16 protein-coding genes are annotated in these 16,821 nt (G+C 72.8%); 7 read left to right on the forward strand and 9 right to left on the reverse strand.

Annotation, left to right across the window (positions count from 1 at the left end; genetic code table 11):
* Window positions 1–6: 6 nt before the first annotated feature.
* Complete coding sequence (locus ACFXGX_RS21320; RefSeq protein WP_384793421.1) at window positions 7–951, reverse strand: decaprenyl-phosphate phosphoribosyltransferase; 945 nt, start codon at window positions 949–951, stop codon at window positions 7–9.
* Entirely contained in the window at window positions 944–1,474 is a 531-nt protein-coding gene (locus tag ACFXGX_RS21325; RefSeq protein WP_384793510.1) for a phosphatase PAP2 family protein, read from the reverse strand. Before ACFXGX_RS21325 ends, ACFXGX_RS21320 begins: the two co-directional genes overlap by 8 nt.
* 169 nt (window positions 1,475–1,643) lie before the next feature.
* Between ACFXGX_RS21325 and ACFXGX_RS21330 the strand changes: the two genes are divergently transcribed.
* A complete protein-coding gene (locus ACFXGX_RS21330) occupies window positions 1,644–2,993 on the forward strand; it encodes an FAD-binding protein (protein ID WP_384793424.1) in 1,350 nt (449 codons plus the stop codon).
* 157 nt (window positions 2,994–3,150) lie between these two features.
* Window positions 3,151–3,906 carry a decaprenylphospho-beta-D-erythro-pentofuranosid-2-ulose 2-reductase gene (locus tag ACFXGX_RS21335; protein ID WP_384793427.1) on the forward strand — a complete coding sequence of 252 codons (756 nt, stop codon included), beginning with the start codon at window positions 3,151–3,153 and terminating at the stop codon, window positions 3,904–3,906.
* A 5-nt stretch (window positions 3,907–3,911) separates the two neighbouring features.
* Here the strand turns inward: ACFXGX_RS21335 and ACFXGX_RS21340 are convergent, their stop codons facing one another.
* Together ACFXGX_RS21340 and trpS are read right to left on the reverse strand one after the other, a co-directional pair.
* Window positions 3,912–4,493 carry a 2'-5' RNA ligase family protein gene (locus ACFXGX_RS21340; protein WP_384793430.1) on the reverse strand — a complete coding sequence of 194 codons (582 nt, stop codon included), beginning with the start codon at window positions 4,491–4,493 and terminating at the stop codon, window positions 3,912–3,914.
* A gap of 232 nt (window positions 4,494–4,725) precedes the next feature.
* Window positions 4,726–5,739, reverse strand: a complete 1,014-nt coding sequence (trpS, locus tag ACFXGX_RS21345) for a tryptophan--tRNA ligase (RefSeq protein WP_384793433.1) — start codon at window positions 5,737–5,739, stop codon at window positions 4,726–4,728.
* Window positions 5,740–6,127: 388 nt separating this feature from the next.
* Between trpS and ACFXGX_RS21350 the strand changes: the two genes are divergently transcribed.
* On the forward strand, window positions 6,128–6,892 hold the full coding sequence (locus ACFXGX_RS21350; protein ID WP_384793436.1) for a hypothetical protein: 765 nt from the start codon (window positions 6,128–6,130) through the stop codon (window positions 6,890–6,892).
* Window positions 6,893–7,030: 138 nt separating this feature from the next.
* Here ACFXGX_RS21350 and ACFXGX_RS21355 read toward each other — a convergent pair whose 3' ends face one another.
* Window positions 7,031–8,476 carry a glycine hydroxymethyltransferase gene (locus ACFXGX_RS21355; RefSeq protein ID WP_384793439.1) on the reverse strand — a complete coding sequence of 482 codons (1,446 nt, stop codon included), beginning with the start codon at window positions 8,474–8,476 and terminating at the stop codon, window positions 7,031–7,033.
* A gap of 416 nt (window positions 8,477–8,892) precedes the next feature.
* Here ACFXGX_RS21355 and rocD point away from each other — a divergent pair, with 416 nt between their 5' ends.
* Complete coding sequence (gene rocD, locus ACFXGX_RS21360) at window positions 8,893–10,107, forward strand: ornithine--oxo-acid transaminase (RefSeq protein ID WP_384793513.1); 1,215 nt, start codon at window positions 8,893–8,895, stop codon at window positions 10,105–10,107.
* A 61-nt stretch (window positions 10,108–10,168) separates the two neighbouring features.
* On the opposite strand, the gene ACFXGX_RS21365 is transcribed toward rocD, so the two are convergent.
* Together ACFXGX_RS21365 and ACFXGX_RS21370 are read right to left on the reverse strand one after the other, a co-directional pair.
* Window positions 10,169–11,353, reverse strand: coding sequence for a glutathionylspermidine synthase family protein (locus tag ACFXGX_RS21365; protein ID WP_384793442.1), 1,185 nt, complete (start codon window positions 11,351–11,353; stop codon window positions 10,169–10,171).
* Between the two features lie 77 nt (window positions 11,354–11,430).
* Window positions 11,431–11,775: a hypothetical protein gene (locus ACFXGX_RS21370; RefSeq protein ID WP_384793445.1), complete on the reverse strand. Its 345-nt coding sequence runs from the start codon at window positions 11,773–11,775 to the stop codon at window positions 11,431–11,433.
* A 132-nt stretch (window positions 11,776–11,907) separates the two neighbouring features.
* On the opposite strand from ACFXGX_RS21370, the gene ACFXGX_RS21375 reads away from it, so the two are divergent.
* Complete coding sequence (locus ACFXGX_RS21375) at window positions 11,908–12,762, forward strand: hypothetical protein (protein ID WP_384793516.1); 855 nt, start codon at window positions 11,908–11,910, stop codon at window positions 12,760–12,762.
* 51 nt (window positions 12,763–12,813) lie between these two features.
* Here ACFXGX_RS21375 and ACFXGX_RS21380 read toward each other — a convergent pair whose 3' ends face one another.
* Window positions 12,814–14,205 (reverse strand): PLP-dependent aminotransferase family protein, encoded by a 1,392-nt coding sequence (locus ACFXGX_RS21380; protein ID WP_384793448.1) that lies wholly within the window; start codon window positions 14,203–14,205, stop codon window positions 12,814–12,816.
* 47 nt (window positions 14,206–14,252) lie between these two features.
* On the opposite strand from ACFXGX_RS21380, the gene ACFXGX_RS21385 reads away from it, so the two are divergent.
* Window positions 14,253–14,828 carry a carboxymuconolactone decarboxylase family protein gene (locus ACFXGX_RS21385; RefSeq protein WP_384793451.1) on the forward strand — a complete coding sequence of 192 codons (576 nt, stop codon included), beginning with the start codon at window positions 14,253–14,255 and terminating at the stop codon, window positions 14,826–14,828.
* Window positions 14,825–15,577, forward strand: a complete 753-nt coding sequence (locus ACFXGX_RS21390) for an isocitrate lyase/phosphoenolpyruvate mutase family protein (protein WP_384793454.1) — start codon at window positions 14,825–14,827, stop codon at window positions 15,575–15,577. The genes ACFXGX_RS21385 and ACFXGX_RS21390 overlap by 4 nt, the downstream gene beginning before the upstream one ends.
* A gap of 283 nt (window positions 15,578–15,860) precedes the next feature.
* Here ACFXGX_RS21390 and ACFXGX_RS21395 read toward each other — a convergent pair whose 3' ends face one another.
* Window positions 15,861–16,820, reverse strand: coding sequence for an ABC transporter substrate-binding protein (locus ACFXGX_RS21395; protein ID WP_384793457.1), 960 nt, complete (start codon window positions 16,818–16,820; stop codon window positions 15,861–15,863).
* Between the last annotated feature and the right edge of the window lies 1 nt (window position 16,821).

Here is a 16,821-nt window from a genome sequence, read left to right on the forward strand (position 1 = left end):
TGACGCTCACCAGTTGGCCACCGCGAGCCCGTACATCGCCAGCCACACCAGACCGATGAGGGCGAGCGGACGGTCGCGCAGGACCACGTCCTCCGGCTCGCCCGCCGTGCCCCGGTCGGCGAAGACCGCGTAGCGCAGGACGGCCAGGATGAAGGCGACCATGGAGAGCTGACGCCACGGCAGCAGTCCGGTGCTCGGCACCCCGCCCTCCTCCAGGGCCCACAGGCAGTAGCCGAGGACGGAGACCCCGGCGGCGAGTTGCCAGACGAAACGCAGGTAGCCGGTCGTGTACTCGGTGAGCAGCGCGCGGGTGGCGCCCGCCGTGCCCGCCATCTGCACGGCTTCGGAGTAGCGCTTCGCCGAGACCATGAACAGCGCCCCGAAGCCGGTGGTGATGAGGAACCAGCGCGAGAGCGGGATGCCGAGGGCCAGGCCGCCGATCATGGCCCGCATCAGGAACCCGGTCGTGACGACGACGAGGTCGACGACGAGCACGTGCTTGAGGCTCACGCAGTACGCGAGCTGCATGCCGAGGTACGCGGTCAGCAGCGCGCAGACGGCAGCCGAGGAGAACCAGGCGGCGGCCGCGGGCGCGAGGACCGCGAGGGCGCCGCCGACGGCGTACGCGACCGGGACCGGGACTCGGCCCGCGGCCACCGGGCGGTCGCGCTTCACGGGATGGGCGCGGTCGGCGGCGGCGTCCCGGGCGTCGTTGATCAGATACACGGCGGCGGCGCAGGCCGTGAACAGCACGAAGACCAGGGCGAGTTGAGCGACCGCGTGCTGCGAGAAGAGCCGGCCGGCGGCGGCCGGGGCGGACACGACGAGCACGTTCTTGACCCACTGGCGGGGGCGCGCGGTCCGGACGAGGCCCCGCAGTATCCCGCTCAGGCTCCGCGGTGGCGGGGCCAGGGCCGGGGTGCGCTCCAGCAGCGCCGTGCGCTCAGTCACGGCCGGCCCCGATCCAGCGGGCGCCCAGTCCGGCCGCCGCGGCGCCGAGGGCCGCGCCGGCGGCGACGTCCGTGGGGTAGTGGACGCCGACGACGAGGCGCGAGAGGCACATCGCGGCGGCGAGCGGCGGGACGGCGTACGCGCCGAGCGTGCCGTAGGCCACCGCCGCGGCGGTGGCGGAGGCCGCGTGGGAGCTGGGGAAGGAGTGCCGTCCGGCCGTACGCGCCCGGGGCGCCACGTGCGTGGGGCGCGGGCGGCGCACGATCCGTTTCACGCCCATGCTCGCGAGGTGCGCGCCGGCGGTGAGCGCCGTCGCGCGCAGCCACGCGCCGCGCCGCGCGCGGTCGGCGGCCGCCCCGGCGAGCCCGGCGGCGAGCCACAGGGCGCCGTGCTCCCCGCTCCGGGACAGCGTGCGTGCGACGGCCGCGACGTGCGGATTCCCGCCGTACGCGTGGAGCACGGACAGCAGTCGGCGGTCCAGGTCGCCAGGTGGACGGTCCACGCCGTCAAGCCGCCGATCCATCTCGTCACGGTCGTCAAGGTCGTCCATGTGAGGCCACTCTTCTAGGGAGCGGTCGCAGAACTACGGCAATCTTGGACGACATCCCATTAATCACCCATTTCGGTGAGGAGCCGGGAGCGGTGGGTAGATTGCCCCGTTGTGCACCCTCGGCGGCGCTACGGTCACGGTCATGCCTGCCGACTCCGTCTCCGTCACGGGTTGGGGCCGCACCGCCCCGACCACCGCCCGTCTGGTCCGTCCGCGCACCTACGGGGAGGCGGCGGCCGCCGTCCGGGAGTGCGGGGCTCGGGGAGGGATCGCCCGGGGGCTCGGACGGGCCTACGGCGACGCCGCGCAGAACGCGGGCGGTGCGGTGCTCGACATGACGGGCCTGGACCGGATCCACGCCATCGACGCGGGCGGCGGCACGGTGCTGTGCGACGCGGGGGTGTCCCTGCACCGGCTCATGGAGGTCCTGCTCCCCCTCGGCTGGTTCGTTCCCGTGACGCCGGGGACCCGCTATGTGACCGTGGGCGGCGCGATCGGCGCGGACATCCACGGCAAGAACCACCATGTGTCCGGCTCCTTCGCCCGTCACGTCCTGTCCTTCGAACTGCTGACGGCGGACGGCGAGATCAGGACCGTCGGGCCCGGCACCCCCCTGTTCGACGCGACGGCGGGCGGCATGGGCCTGACCGGGGTGATCCTGACGGCGACCGTCCGCCTCCAGCCGGTGGAGAGCGGCCTGATGTCCGTCGACACCGAACGCGCGGCGGACCTGGACGACCTGATGGCCCGCCTCACCGCCACCGACCACCGGTACCGCTACTCGGTGGCCTGGATCGACCTCCTCGCACGCGGGTCCGGGACCGGGCGCTCGGTGCTGACCCGCGGCGATCACGCGCCGCTGGACGCGCTGCCCCCGCGGGCCCGCAGACACCCGCTGGCGTTCCGCCCGTCGCGCCTGCCGGCCGCGCCCTCGTTCGTGCCGGAAGGGCTCCTCGGGCGGACGACCGTGGGCCTCTTCAACGAGCTCTGGTACCGCAAGGCGCCCCGCGCGCGGACCGGCGAACTCCAGCCGATCCCGGCCTTCTTCCACCCCCTCGACGGGGTGCCGCACTGGAACCGCGTCTACGGGCGCGGCGGCTTCGTGCAGTACCAGTTCGCCGTCGGACACGGCCGGGAGGAGACCCTGCGCCGGATCGTGCGGCGCATCTCCCAGCGCCGCTGCCCGTCCTTCCTCGCCGTGCTGAAGCGCTTCGGAGAGGGCGATCCGGGCTGGCTGTCCTTCCCCGTGCCCGGCTGGACCCTGGCCCTGGACATCCCGGCGGGCCTGCCGGGCCTCGGCGCCTTCCTCGACGAGCTGGACGAGGAGGTGGCGGGGGCCGGCGGGCGCGTGTACCTCGCCAAGGACGCGCGGCTGCGGCCCGAACTGCTGGAAGCGATGTATCCGCGGCTCGGCGCGTTCCGTTCGCTGCGCCGGGAGCTGGACCCACGGGGAGTCTTCACCTCGGACCTGTCCCGCCGCCTCGGTCTGTAGAGCGCCCGCGCCGTTCCCGGCCCGGCCCCGCCCCGCGCCCTCCCGGCCCGGCCCGTACGACGCTGTTCCCGGCCCAGCCCGTACAACGCCGCTCCCGGCCCGCGGAGCGCCCGTTCCCGCACGCCCCTCCGGTTCCCCGTCTTAGGAGCTAGCTGTCATGAAGGACGCCTTCGGATTCCCCCAGTCCCTGCTGGTTCTCGGCGGCACGTCCGAGATCGCGCTGGCCACCGCGCGCCGGATGATCACCCGGCGCACCCGCACGGTGTGGCTCGCCGGGCGCCCGACGCCCGCCCTGGAGGTGGCGGCCGAGCGGCTGCGGGGGCTCGGCGCGGACGTCCGTACCCTCGCCTTCGACGCCCTCGATCCCGAGTCCCACGAGGCCGTGCTCGGCAAGGTCTTCGCCGAGGGCGACATCGACATGGTCCTGATGGCGTTCGGGGTGCTCGGTGACCAGGCCCTGGACGAGAAGGAGCCGGTCGCGGCGGTCCGGGTCGCGCAGACCAACTACACGGGCGCGGTGTCTTCGGGTCTGGTGTGCGCGCGGGCGCTGCAGACGCAGGGGCACGGCTCGCTGGTGGTGCTGTCCTCGGTCGCGGGCGAACGCGCCCGCCGCTCGAACTTCATCTACGGCTCCAGCAAGGCGGGCCTGGACGCCTTCGCGCAGGGCCTGGGGGACGCGCTGCACGGCACGGGCGCGCACGTCATGGTCGTACGCCCCGGATTCGTCCGTACGCGGATGACGGCCCATCTGCCCGAGGTCCCGCTGTCGACCACTCCGGAGGCGGTGGCCGCGGCGATCGAGCTGGGGCTGAGGCGCCGCTCCGAGACGGTGTGGGTGCCGGGGGCTCTCCGGATGGTCATGTCGGCGCTGCGGCACACCCCGCGAGCGGTGTTCCGGAGGCTGCCGGTCTGAGAGCCCTAGAGCGCCGGGAGTGTGGTGTCCCGCTCGGGCGAGGTGGCCTGCGGGGGCACCACGGCGCTGCCGAAGGCGAACTCGCGGAGCTTGCGCCACACACCGTCGGCGCCCTGCTCGTAGAGCGCGAATCCGGTGCAGGGCCACGCGGCCTCGTAGTCGGAGAGCGCCTCGAAGGCGTGGTCCATGGCCTCTTCGTCGATGCCGTGCGCCACGGTGACGTGCGGGTGGTACGGGAACTGCAGCTCGCGGGCGACGGGGCCCGAGACGTCCCGGACCTGCTTCTGGAGCCAGGTGCAGGCCTCGGCGCCGTCGGCGACGCGGACGAACACGACCGGTGACAGCGGGCGGAAGGTGCCCGTGCCGGACAGCCTCATCGGGAACGGGCGCCCGGCGGCGGCGACCTCGACGAGGTGCGTCTCGATCGCGGGCAGCGCGGCTTCCTCGACCTCGGTCGGCGGCAGCAGGGTGACGTGCGTGGGAATGCAGCAAGCCGCGGGGTCGCCGAAGCCCGCGCGCCGCTCCTGGAGCAGGCTGCCGTGAGGCTCCGGGACCGCGATCGACACGCCGATCGTTACGGTCCCCACGTCGTCTCCTGTCGTTGTCGATGGTCAGGGCTGCTGTTCGGTGGTGCTGCGCGCGGGAGGGGGCGATCGCTCCGCCCGCCCCGCTCTCGACTGTACGGCGGTATGACCCGCAATCGGCCGTCGTAAGAGTGTCGCGCTCGTCTCGTACTGACTGCCGAAGGTGGTGTGGTAGGGGCCGTGCCGCCAGCGCGGGGCCGGGGCACGGCCCCGCGTGAGGCGGCGGCCTCGGCCTTCAGTGCTTGGCGGGCAGGAACCCGACCCGCTCGTACGCCTGCGAGAGCGTCTCCGCGGCGACGGCACGCGCCTTCTCGGCACCCTTGGCCAGGATCGAGTCGAGCGTCTCCGGGTCGTCCAGATACTGCTGGGTGCGCTCCCGGAACGGCGTCACGAAGTCGACCATGACCTCGGCGAGGTCCGTCTTCAGCGCGCCGTAGCCCTTGCCCTCGTACTTCTGCTCCAGTTCACCGATTCCGGTGCCGGTGAGCGTCGAGTAGATCGTCAGCAGGTTGCTGACACCCGGCTTGGCGCTCGTGTCGAACCGGACGACGGTGTCCGTGTCGGTGACGGCGCTCTTGACCTTCTTGGCGGTCACCTTCGGGTCGTCGAGCAGATTGATGAGCCCCTTCGGCGTGGACGCCGACTTGCTCATCTTGATCGACGGGTCCTGGAGATCGAAGATCTTCGCCGTCTCCTTGAGGATGTACGGCTTCGGAATCCTGAACGTTTCGCCGAAACGGCCGTTGAAGCGCTCCGCGAGGTCGCGGGTCAGCTCGATGTGCTGGCGCTGGTCCTCGCCGACCGGGACCTCGTGGGCCTGGTACAGCAGGATGTCCGCCACCTGGAGGACCGGGTACGTGAAGAGGCCGACGCTCGCGCGGTCGGCGCCCTGCTTGGCGGACTTGTCCTTGAACTGGGTCATACGGGAGGCCTCGCCGAAGCCGGTGAGGCAGTTCATGACCCAGGCGAGCTGCGCGTGCTCGGGGACGTGGCTCTGGACGAAGAGCGTGCAGCGCTCGGGATCGAGACCGGCGGCGAGGAGCTGCGCCGCGGCGAGCCGGGTGTTGGCCCGCAGGTCCGCGGGGTCCTGCGGAATCGTGATCGCGTGCAGGTCGACGACCATGTAGAACGCGTCGTGGGACTCCTGGAGCGCCACCCACTGACGAACGGCGCCGAGGTAGTTGCCGAGGTGGAACGAGCCTGCCGTGGGCTGGATTCCGGAGAGCACGCGAGGACTGTCAGAGGCCATGTTCACCATTCTCTCAGGTACCGGGGTCCGCTCCGGAACTGGCCGGAAAGAGAGGGGACCCGGGTGCGCCGGCGCCGCGGTACCGGGAACCGCGCCCTTCGAGCCTCCGGCTCACCGGCACAGACGGTGACCATTTCGCTCACCTGAGCGGGATTCGAACACCCACCGTCATGAAAGTGCAACGGTGAGGTGACATTCCGTCCGGAGGGGGTGCTTTCGGCGTCGTGGGCGCTTAACAATGCCGATCCGCCCAGGTAGCCGGATCCGGCAGGGCGGAGCGCTGCTCGGACGACGCCGTCGAGGGGAATTCCCGGCGGGTCCGTCGGCGCACCCAGAAATTGGCACAACGGTGTGCGAGCCGGCTCTGCGCCGGCTGGTTGGGGGTTCCATGCGCGGGCTTCGTGAACTGGTCACGGTGGTGGGGGCGTTGGGGGCGACCGCCGCGGTGGTGGTGTCGGCGGCACCGTCCGCCCTGGCCGGCCCGGCGGCGAGCGGGCCGGTGGCCGCACCGGCGGTCCTGCAGAGCGCGGAGCGCGCCGCGCAGCGCTCCGCGGGCGACAGCCCGGACATCGTCCTGACCGTCGCCGGTGACACGGGACGGACGACCACCCTGCACAGCGGCGATCCGGATTTCGCACTGCTGTGGCGGCTGCTGTCCCCCCGGTACACGGGGCCGAAGAAGACGCCCGCCGAGTGGACGGACGGCCGCCTTCCCGTTCCTGAGGTCACGGTGATCTGGGGAGTCACGGGTGCCGGGGGTGACGTCGCCATCGAGCGCCAGGACCAGGTGTTCCTCACCGCGGACGGCGCGCCGTGGGTGCGGTCGGATCTGGCTCCCGACCTGGTGGGCGGCGACTTCCGCTGGCACCGGGCGCCGCTCTCGGTGCTCGACCAGCTCACGCACGAGGGCAGACTGTTCGGCTCCGGCTCCGGCTCCGCCGCGTCCGCCGTACGGGTGGAGCCGGACCCGGCCGCCTGGGCGCTGCCCGGCCTCGTGGCGGGCCTGGCCCTCGGCGCCGGCGCCACGTGGTTCGTCCGCCGCGCGAAGGTCCGGCAGGTGAACGCCGGGAACACCGGGAACACGGGGAACACGGGGAACACGGGGAACGCCGAGCCGCTGCCGGTACCGCGCCAGGAGCTGGTCGAGGTCTGAGACCCGACCCGCGCGGGGCGTGTGGACACTTCCGTGTCCGACACCTCCGGCCGGCCGGCGACGCCTTGAGCGCGCCGTCGCCGGCGGTCCGGGGCCGGACGGATCCGGCCCCGGCGCGGTGCGGTGCGGTGCGGTGTCTCAGCCGAGGTCGATCTCCGGGTAGAGCGGGAAGCCGGTGAGCAGGTCGCTCGCGCGGTGGGCGATCTCGTCGGCGATCTTCGCGTCCAGCACGTGCTGGGCCTTGGAGGGCGCGCCCTTGGCGGTGGTGCCCGCCTCCGTGGTCGTCAGGACGCGGTCGATCAGACCGGCGATCTCGTCCATCTCGGTGGCGCCGAGCCCGCGGGTGGTCAGCGCGGGCGTGCCGATGCGGATGCCGGAGGTGTACCAGGCGCCGTTCGGGTCGGCCGGGATGGCGTTGCGGTTGGTGACGATGCCCGAGTCGAGCAGCGCGGACTCGGCCTGGCGGCCGGTCAGTCCGTAGGAGGTGGCGACGTCGATGAGGTTCAGGTGGTTGTCCGTGCCGCCCGTGACCAGCGTGGCGCCGCGGCGCATCAGCCCCTCGGCCAGGGCACGGGAGTTGTCGACGACGGCCTGGGCGTAGTCACGGAACTCGGGGCGGCGGGCCTCGGCGAGCGCCACGGCCTTGGCGGCCATGACGTGGGGCAGCGGGCCGCCGAGCACCATCGGGCAGCCGCGGTCGACCTGCTCGGCGAGGGTCTCGTCGCACAGGACCATGCCGCCGCGCGGGCCGCGGAGCGACTTGTGCGTGGTGGTGGTGACGATCTGGGCGTGCGGGACCGGGTCGAAGTCGCCGGTGAGGACCTTGCCCGCGACGAGGCCGGCGAAGTGCGCCATGTCGACCATGAGGGTGGCGCCGACCTCGTCGGCGATCTCCCGCATGACGCGGAAGTTCACCAGGCGCGGGTAGGCGGAGTACCCGGCGACGACGATGAGCGGCTTGAACTCGCGGGCGGACGCGCGCAGGGCCTCGTAGTCGATGAGACCGGTGGCGGGGTCGGTGCCGTACGAGCGCTGGTCGAACATCTTGCCGCTGATGTTGGGGCGGAACCCGTGGGTGAGGTGGCCGCCGGCGTCCAGGGACATGCCGAGCATGCGCTGGTTGCCGAAGGCCTGGCGCAGTTCGGCCCAGTCGGCCCCGGAGAGGTCGTTGACGTTGCGGACGCCGGCCTTGGCGAGCGCCGGGACCTCCACGCGGGCGGCGAGGACGGCCCAGAAGGCGACGAGGTTCGCGTCGATGCCGGAGTGCGGCTGGGCGTAGGCGTGCTCGGCGCCGAACAGTTCGCGGGCGTGCTCGGCGGCGAGGGCCTCGACGGTGTCGACGTTGCGGCAGCCGGCGTAGAAGCGGCGCCCGACGGTGCCCTCGGCGTACTTGTCGCTGAACCAGTTGCCCATGGCCAGGAGGGTGGCCGGGGAGGCGTAGTTCTCGGACGCGATCAGTTTGAGCATGTCGCGCTGGTCGGCGACTTCCTGGCCGATGGCGTCGGCGACGCGGGGCTCCACGGCCCGGATCACTTCGAGGGCGCTGCGGAAGGCGGTGGACTCGGGGGAAAGGGGCTCTGACATGACGGCCTCCGGACGTTGCTTTCAGCGTTCACGGTTCGGCCCAGGCGCACGGCACTCGGTTGCCGCGACTCCCAGCCCGGACACTCCGGGCCCCTCGGGACGGCCTGCCGCTCCGTCCGGAGTCCGGGATCGCCCCGGGAAAGCCACAACGCGGGTGCCGCTCCCCGATGGTCGGTCCCATCCCAGCGCGCCAGTCACGGCCCCGTTCGTCAGCCTACCGGGCGCGCCGGATCACCGGGGTCCACGGTCCACCATGCGAGCGACGATAGGAAATAGGCCAGAAACCCGCCCCGCGCGGACGCCACGCGTCCGGGCCCGGGGAGATCGCGCCGTGCGGCACGCCGGAAGGACCGCGCCGCTTCCCCCTGCCGCTCCCCCCGTGCCGCTCGCCAGAGAACGGAGATCCCGTGACCACCATGGATGCCAGGGAGACGACGGAGGCGTTCATCGCCTCGGCCGACGCGCACAGCGCGCACAACTACCACCCGCTGCCGGTCGTCGTGGCGACGGCGGACGGGGCCTGGATGACGGACGTCGAGGGGCGCCGCTTCCTCGACATGCTGGCCGGATACTCGGCGCTGAATTTCGGCCACGGCAACCCGCGGCTGATCGAGGCGGCCAAGGCGCAACTGGACCGGGTGACGCTGACGTCGCGGGCGTTCCACCACGACCGGTTCGCGGACTTCTGCCGGGAACTGGCCGCGCTGTGCGGCATGGAGATGGTGCTGCCGATGAACACCGGGGCGGAGGCGGTGGAGACGGCGGTGAAGACGGCCCGGAAGTGGGGGTACCGGGTCAAGGGCGTCCCGGCCGAGATGGCGAAGATCGTGGTCGCGGGCAACAACTTCCACGGGCGTACGACGACGGTCATCAGCTTCTCGACGGACCCGGAGGCCCGGGCGGACTTCGGCCCGTACACACCGGGCTTCGAGATCGTGCCGTACGGGGATCTGACGGCCCTGCGGGCGGCGGTCACGGAGAACACGGTGGCCGTGCTGCTGGAGCCGATCCAGGGCGAGGCGGGGGTGCTGGTGCCGCCGGCCGGATATCTGCCGGCCGTGCGGGAGCTGACGCGGGAGCGGAACGTGCTGTTCGTCGCGGACGAGATCCAGTCGGGTCTGGGACGGACCGGCCGTACGTTCGCGTGCGAGCACGAGGGCGTGGTCCCGGACATGTACGTCCTCGGGAAGGCGCTCGGCGGCGGGGTCGTGCCGGTGTCGGCGGTGGTGTCGAGCGCGGCGGTGCTCGGGGTGTTCCGGCCCGGGGAGCACGGGTCGACCTTCGGCGGGAATCCGCTGGCGTGCGCGGTCGCGCTGGAGGTGATCGCGATGCTGCGGTCGGGTGAGTACCAGCGGCGGGCGGCCGCGCTCGGCGAGCGGCTGCACCGTGAACTGGGCCTGTTGAAGGACTCCGGTCATGTCACGGCGGTGCGCGGGCGCGGTCTGTGGGCGGGCGTCGACATCGCCTCCGCGTACGGCACGGGCCGGGAGATCTCGGAGAAGCTGATGGAGCGGGGCGTCCTCGTCAAGGACACCCACGGCGTCACCGTCCGGATCGCCCCGCCGCTGGTCATCACCGAGGAGGACCTGGACTGGGGCCTGGCCCAGCTCCGGGCCGTGCTCGGCGCGTAGGGACCCGGGCCCGGGAGGACCCCACGAAGGGACCCGGGCCCTGGAAGACCCGCGAGCGGGCCTAGAGGATCACGTGGGGCAGGAAGCGGGCGTACTCGTCCGTGATCAGGCCGGAGGACTCCCGGATGCCGAGGCCCGCCGACTCGTCCTCGACGACCCAGGCGCCGAGGACGACACGGTTGCCGTCGAAGGACGGGAGCGGCGCCAGCTCCTGGTAGCAGCAAGCCTCTTCGCGTACGACGGGCGCGGCGCCGGGTTCGTGGATCGTCACCCCGGCGCCCTCGCGGCCGAGCAGGGGCTTGGCGACGTAGCCGTTCGTACGGGCCAGCTCGCGGGGGCCGTCGAGGTAGGCGGGGAGCAGGTTCGGATGGTCCGGGTAGAGCTCCCAGAGGACGGCGAGGAGCGCCTTGTTGGAGAGGAGCATCTTCCAGACGGGCTCGATCCACAGGGTCGTACCGGTGCCGCCGCCGTTGTCGAGGGTGTCCAGGACATGGCCGGCGAACGCGTCGGTGGTCAGCCACTCCCAGGGATAGAGCTTGAAGCAGCTCCGGATGAACGCGAGCCGGTTGTCGACGAAGCGGCCGGACAGGGGGTCCCAGCCGATCTCCTCCATGGAGATCCAGTCCGTGTCGAGTCCCGCCTGCTCCGCGGTCTCCTTCAGGTAGGCGACCGTCATCAGGTCCTCGCCGAGCTCGTCCTCGGCGGAGTGCGCGAAGTAGAGCGGGCCGCCCGGCGGCAGGAGGGCGCCCTGCTTCTTCCAGGCCGCGACGAGGCGTTCGTGGAGGGAGTTCCACTGGTCGGCGCCGGGGAAGCGGTCCTCCATCCAGAACCACTGCGGGCTCGCGGCCTCCACCAGTGAGGTCGGTGTGTCGGCGTTGTACTCCAGGAGCTTCGCCGGGCCTCTTCCGTCGTAGCGGAGGTCGAAGCGGCCGTAGACCGACGGGAGTTCGGCGCGCCGGTGCCAGGCCTCGGCGACGGCGGCCGCGACCCGGGGATCGTCGATGCCGAGGTCGGCGAAGCGTCCCCGCTCGACGATGTGCCCGGCCGCCGTCAGGCACATGGCGTGCAGTTCCCCGACGACCTCCTCCAGCGCCTCCACCTCGGGCAGCGAGAAGGCGTAGTAGGCGCTCTCGTCCCAATACGGGCGCAGGGAGTCGTCGGGGTGACGGGTGAGCGGGTAGATCAGCCCCTGCCCCTCGACGGTCTGCTGCCAGCCGGGACGGGGGGTGATGGTGCGGCGTTCCATGGGGTGTGCGGGTTCTCCGTCTCGGCGGGTGGGGCGGGGCGGGTGCCGGAGCTGTCGCTCCGGCGGGCGGGCGCGGATCAGCCGCCGGAGCCGCCCTTGCCGCCGCCGAAACCGCCGCGGTGGACGCCCCTGCCGCCGGAACCCCCGGAGCCCCCGGAGCCGCTGGGCTTGACGAAGGAGCCGCCCTCGACCCAGCTGCTCTTCCTGCTGCCGCCGTAGTACCAGCCCGTGTGGTGCGAACCCGAGGAGGACTTGCAGTACTTGTCCGCGACGACCTCGTAGCCCTTGGCCGCGCGGTAGCTGTCACGGTCGACGCAGCGCTTGTCGGGGTCCGAGGAGCAGGCGGTGAGCGTCGCCGCGAGAAGTCCCATGCCGCCGAGGACGACCGTGCCCGAGCGCAGTTGACGTCGTACGTCCGCCATGTTCGTTCCCCCGTTTGTTCTCTGTGGTTCGATTTTTGACTGAAGAGGACAGATTAGAGATCCCGCACACGGCGAGTCCACGACGGCCCCGGGCAACGCGCTGTCCCCTACAGTCGCTTCGTGCTCTTTGGAATGATCTGCGCCCTCGGCGCCTCGGTCTGTTTCGGTACGGCGACGGTTCTGCAGGCCATGGCCGCACGGGCCGCGGGCGAGGGCGGGACGGGCGGCGGCGCCGGCGGCGCGGCCGTCCTGCTGCTGCGGGCGCTGCGCCAGTGGCGCTATCTGGCGGGACTGGGCCTCGACGGGGTCGGGTTCGTGCTGCAGATCCTCGCGCTGCGGTCGCTTCCGATCTACGCGGTCGGCGCGGCCCTCGCGGCGAGCCTGGCCGTCACCGCCGTGGTCGCCTCGCGGCTGCTCCATGTGCGGCTGAGCCGGGTCGAGTGGGCCGCGGTGGCGGTGGTGTGCGGCGGACTCGCGATGCTGGGGCTGGCCTCCGGGCCGGAGGGGGACCGGACCGGGTCCCTGGCACTGAAGTACGCGATGCTCGGGACGTCCGTGGCCGTCCTGCTGCTGGCGCTCGTCGGCGGACGGCTGCCCGACCGGGGGCGGGCGCTCGCGCTGGGCCTCGGGTCGGGGTTCGGGTTCGGGGTGGTCGAGGTGGCGGTACGGCTGATCGCCGACCTCGATCCGGGGACGCTGCTGGCCAATCCGGCGACGTACGCGCTGCTGATCGGTGGCGGCGCCGCGTTCCTGCTGCTCACCACGGCCCTGGAACGGGGTTCGGTGACCACGGCCACCGCCGGTCTGGTCATCGGGGAGACCATCGGGCCCGCGCTGGTCGGCGTGGTGTGGCTGGGCGACCGTACCCGCGAGGGGCTGACCTGGCTGGCGGTTCTCGGTTTCGCGGTGGCGGTGGCGGGGGCTCTGGCGCTGGCGCGGTTCGGCGAGGCGCCGGCCAAGGAGCCGTCCGCGCCGGCGTCCTCGTGAACCTCGTGGCCACCGTGCACTCCGGTGAACCCGTTCGAGCGCACGGCCCCTTCAGGGAAGCGCCCGGCACAGTGCGTCCAGGGCGCCCGACCAGGCGTGGTCCGGCGGGGTGCCGTAACCGACGACCAGCGCGTCCTGGTGCGGGACGAGCGCGCCCGGATGGCGGTGGTGGGAGAGGCCGTGCACGGCCAGGCCCTGGAAGGCGGCGGCCTGGACCACGGACCCCTCGGTGCCGGGCGGGAGCCTGAGCACGGCGTGCAGACCGGCCGCGATGCCGGTGGCGTGCACGTCGGGCGCACGGGTGGCGAGCGCCGCGACGAGGGCGTCCCGGCGGCGCCGGTAGCGCAGCCGGGCGGAGCGGACGTGCCGGTCGTAGGCGCCGGACGTGATGAACTCCGCCAGGGTGAGCTGGTCCAGCGCCCCGGTGGACCAGCCGCCCTCCCCCTTCAGGGAGACGACCTCGTCCACGAGCGACGGCGGCAGCACGAGCCAGCCGAGGCGCAGCGCGGGTGCCAGGGACTTGCTGGCGGTGCCCAGATGGACCACGTGCTCGGGGTCGAGGCCCTGCAACGCGCCGACGGGCTGCCGGTCGTAGCGGAACTCGCCGTCGTAGTCGTCGTCCAGGACGAGCCCACCGGTGCGGCGCGCCCAGGCGACGACGGCGGCCCGGCGGTCCGGGTGCAGGGGTACGCCCATCGGGAACTGGTGGGCGGGGGTGAGGAGTACGGCCCGCACTCCCGCCATGTCCCGTGTGTCGGTGCCGAGTTCATCGAAGGGCAGGGGGGTCGTACGCAGACCCGACCGGTGCAGGAGATTCCAGTGCACGTCGAGCCCGTACGACTCCACGGCGATCGAACGGAGCCCCCGCCGCCGCAGGATCACGCCGAGCAGCGTGAGTCCGTCCGAGAAACCGGAGCAGACCACGATGCGCTCCGGGTCGGCGCGCACGCCCCGGGCGCGGGAGAGATAGCCCGCGAGGGCGGTGCGCAGTTCGGGGCGGCCGCGCGGATCGCCGTAGCCGAGGGCCTCGTGCGGGGCGCGGGCCAGGGCGCGGCGGGCCGCCTTGAGCCAGGCGGCGCGCGGGAAGGACGCGAGGTCGGGGCGGCCGGGGACGAGGTCGTAGGCGGGACGGGCCTGCTCGCGGCGGCGCGGCGCGGCCTGCGGCCCCGGTCGTACGACGCTCCGCTCGGCGACGCGCGTGCCCGAGCCCTGGCGCGCGGTGAGCCAGCCCTCGGCGACGAGGTCGGCGTAGGACTCGGCGACCGTGTTGCGGGCGATGCCGAGGTCCGCGGCGAGGGAGCGGGAGGACGGGAGCCGGGTCCCGGGGGCCAGCCGGCCGCCGCGGACGGCCTCGCGCAGCGCCTCCGTCAGCCCCTTGCGGATGCCGGACCCGGTCGGTTCGACATGGAGGTCGACTCCCAGAGTGGCCCATGTTTTCCCCATGGGAATGGACCATACTCCTGGGCTATTCCCCTCGTAGGGTCGATCGTATGACGACGCAGGACACGACCACGCAGCCCACCACGACCCCCGCGACCCCCGCCGGCTCTCCCTCCCCGGCGTCCGCCCCGCCCGCCGCCGGCCCCGCGCGGTACGCGCCCGAGCACCCGCCCCGGCTGCCCTGGGCCGAGCTCGCCCCCGACGTCTACAAGGCGATGGTCAGGCTCGACGCGGCGGCCCGGCGCGGGGTGGATCCCACGCTCCTCGAACTGGTGAAGATCCGTGCCTCGCAGCTCAACCACTGCGCGTTCTGCCTGGACATGCACACCAAGGACGCGCTCGCGGCGGGCGAGAGCGTCGAGCGGATCGTGCAGCTCGGCGCTTGGCAGGAGTCGCGGCACTTCTACACGGAGAAGGAGATCGCGGCGATCGAGCTGACCGAGGCCGTCACGGTGATCACGGACGGCTTCGTGCCGGACGAGGTGTACGAGCGCGCGGCCCGGCAGTTCGAGGACGCCGACCTGGTCCAGCTCATCGCCTCGATCACGATGATCAACGCCTGGAACCGGTTCGCCGTGACCTGCCGCATGGTGCCCGGCCACTACCGGCCGGGCGGGCACAAGTGACGACCCGGCCGGCCGTGGGCGGGGAGCACGCGGCACCGGGCGGGGCCGAGCGGTTCCGGGCGCTGCACCACGGACGCGTGCCGGGCGATCCGCTGGTGCTGCCCGGGCCCTGGGACGCGGCGAGCGCCCGGGTGTTCGCGGACGAGGGGTTCCCCGCGCTCGCCACGCCCAGCGCCGGGGTGGCCGCCTCGCTGGGGTACGCGGACGGGGAGACGCCCGCCGCGGAGATGTTCGCCGCCGTCGCCCGGATCGTCCGGGCGGTCGACGTGCCGGTGTCGGCGGACGTCGAGGGCGGCTACGGGCTGGCGCCACGGGAGCTGGTGGAGCGGCTGCTGGATGCGGGGGCCGTGGGCTGCAACGTCGAGGACTCCGAGGGCGGGGTCCTCAAGGACGCGGCCCGGCACGCCGACTGGCTGGCCGAGGTCCGCGGGGCGGCGGCCGGCCGGCTCTTCGTGAACGCCCGGGTCGACGTCTTCGCGTACGGCGACGGCGATCCCGGGCGGGTCGTCGAGCGGGCCGCGCTGTATGTCGCGGCGGGGGCGGACTGCGTGTACCCGATCGGCGCCCCGACGCAGGTGCTGCCGCTGCTGCGGTCCGGTATCCAGGGGCCCCTGAACGTGTTCGCCCGGCTCGACGGGGCGTCCCCCGCCGAACTGGGTGAACTGGGCGCCACACGCGTCACGTTCGGCCCCGGCCTGCAACGCCGGGCGACGGAGGCGCTGGCCGGCATCGCGGCGAAGCTGCGCTAGGCGGTGGCGTCGGGGGTGGTCCGGGTCAGGACGGCCCGTCGACTTGCCCCGCCTCCGCCCCGCCGCGCCGCCGACCACCTGGACGGTGTCGCGGGGGCCGGTCTCGGGCCACATCGGACGGCCCGGGACCGGCGACGCAGGACCCCCGCCGGTCGGGTGAACCCCGCCGGTCGTGCGGGCCCCCGCCCGGCCGCACGGGGCCTCACCCGACCGCACGGGGCCTCACCCGGTCGCGCGGTGGCTCACCCGGTCGCGCGGTGGCTCAGTCGACCGGCTGACCCGGTCACGCCGGCAGCCACGCCTTCCAGGTGGACCGATGACGGTCCGCCCATTTCCTCGCCGCCTCCTGGGGCGTCAGCTTGTCGTCGGCGATCATCAGGGAGACCTCGTTCTGGTCGGCGGTGGTCCACCTGAACTTCTTCAGGAAGGCGGCCGCCTTCCCGCCGGTCTTCGCGAAGTCGGCGTTCAGGTACTTCTTCAGCGGGGTGTACGGGTAGGCGCAGGCGACCTTCGCCGCGTCGGCGTCGCAGCCCTCCTTGTAGGCGGGCAGCTTCACCTCGGTCATGGGGACCTTCTCGAACAGCCACTGCGGGGAGTACCAGTACGTGAGGAAGGGCTTCCCCTCCTTCGCGAACTGCTTCATCTGCGTGATCTGCGCGGCCTCCGAACCGGCGAACACCACCTGGTAGTTCAGCTTCAGGTTGGTCACCAGCGCCTTGTCGTTGGTGACGTACGACGGTGAGCCGTCGAGGAGCTGGCCCTTGCCCCCGCTCTCGGGGGTGCGCAGCCGGCCGGCGTACTTGTCGAGGTTCTTCCAGTCCGTGACGTCCGGGTGCTGTTTCGCGAAGTACGTCGGGACGTACCAGCCGATGTGCCCGGTCACGCCCAGGTTCCCGCCGGACGTGATCGTCTTCTTGTCCTCGACGTACCGCTTCTCCTGGTCGGGGTGGCCCCAGTCCTCCAGGATCGCGTCGACGCGGCCCTGGCTGAGCGCGTCCCAGGCGGGCACCTCGTCGACCTGGACGGTGTCGACGCGATAGCCCAGCTCGTGTTCGAGGAGGTACTGCGCCACGGCCACGTTGGACTGGGCGCCGACCCACGACTGCACGGACAGGGTCACCGTCTTCGCGCCCCGGGCGCCCGCGAAGGGCGAGGCCTGCTTGGTCATGTCGGCGGCGCCACAGCCGGTGAGCAGCAGCAGGGCCGAGGCCCCGGCCACCGCGGATGTCGTACGAACACGCATG

Source organism: Streptomyces sp. NPDC059371 (assembly GCF_042751995.1).
GTDB lineage: Bacteria > Actinomycetota > Actinomycetes > Streptomycetales > Streptomycetaceae > Streptomyces.

What these genes read in the sequence shown, in the direction of transcription:
- ACFXGX_RS21375 (WP_384793516.1), top strand. Translation starts at nt 11,908, where the DNA reads ATGATCTGCGCCCTCGGCGCCTCGGTCTGTTTCGGTACGGCGACGGTT.
- ACFXGX_RS21335 (WP_384793427.1), top strand. Translation starts at nt 3,151, where the DNA reads ATGAAGGACGCCTTCGGATTCCCCCAGTCCCTGCTGGTTCTCGGCGGC.
- ACFXGX_RS21370 (WP_384793445.1), bottom strand. Translation starts at nt 11,775, where the DNA reads ATGGCGGACGTACGACGTCAACTGCGCTCGGGCACGGTCGTCCTCGGC.
- ACFXGX_RS21325 (WP_384793510.1), bottom strand. Translation starts at nt 1,474, where the DNA reads ATGGATCGGCGGCTTGACGGCGTGGACCGTCCACCTGGCGACCTGGAC.
- ACFXGX_RS21380 (WP_384793448.1), bottom strand. Translation starts at nt 14,205, where the DNA reads ATGGGGAAAACATGGGCCACTCTGGGAGTCGACCTCCATGTCGAACCG.
- ACFXGX_RS21385 (WP_384793451.1), top strand. Translation starts at nt 14,253, where the DNA reads ATGACGACGCAGGACACGACCACGCAGCCCACCACGACCCCCGCGACC.
- ACFXGX_RS21395 (WP_384793457.1), bottom strand. Translation starts at nt 16,820, where the DNA reads ATGCGTGTTCGTACGACATCCGCGGTGGCCGGGGCCTCGGCCCTGCTG.
- rocD (WP_384793513.1), top strand. Translation starts at nt 8,893, where the DNA reads ATGGATGCCAGGGAGACGACGGAGGCGTTCATCGCCTCGGCCGACGCG.
- ACFXGX_RS21330 (WP_384793424.1), top strand. Translation starts at nt 1,644, where the DNA reads ATGCCTGCCGACTCCGTCTCCGTCACGGGTTGGGGCCGCACCGCCCCG.
- ACFXGX_RS21355 (WP_384793439.1), bottom strand. Translation starts at nt 8,476, where the DNA reads ATGTCAGAGCCCCTTTCCCCCGAGTCCACCGCCTTCCGCAGCGCCCTC.
- ACFXGX_RS21365 (WP_384793442.1), bottom strand. Translation starts at nt 11,353, where the DNA reads ATGGAACGCCGCACCATCACCCCCCGTCCCGGCTGGCAGCAGACCGTC.
- trpS (WP_384793433.1), bottom strand. Translation starts at nt 5,739, where the DNA reads ATGGCCTCTGACAGTCCTCGCGTGCTCTCCGGAATCCAGCCCACGGCA.
- ACFXGX_RS21350 (WP_384793436.1), top strand. Translation starts at nt 6,128, where the DNA reads ATGCGCGGGCTTCGTGAACTGGTCACGGTGGTGGGGGCGTTGGGGGCG.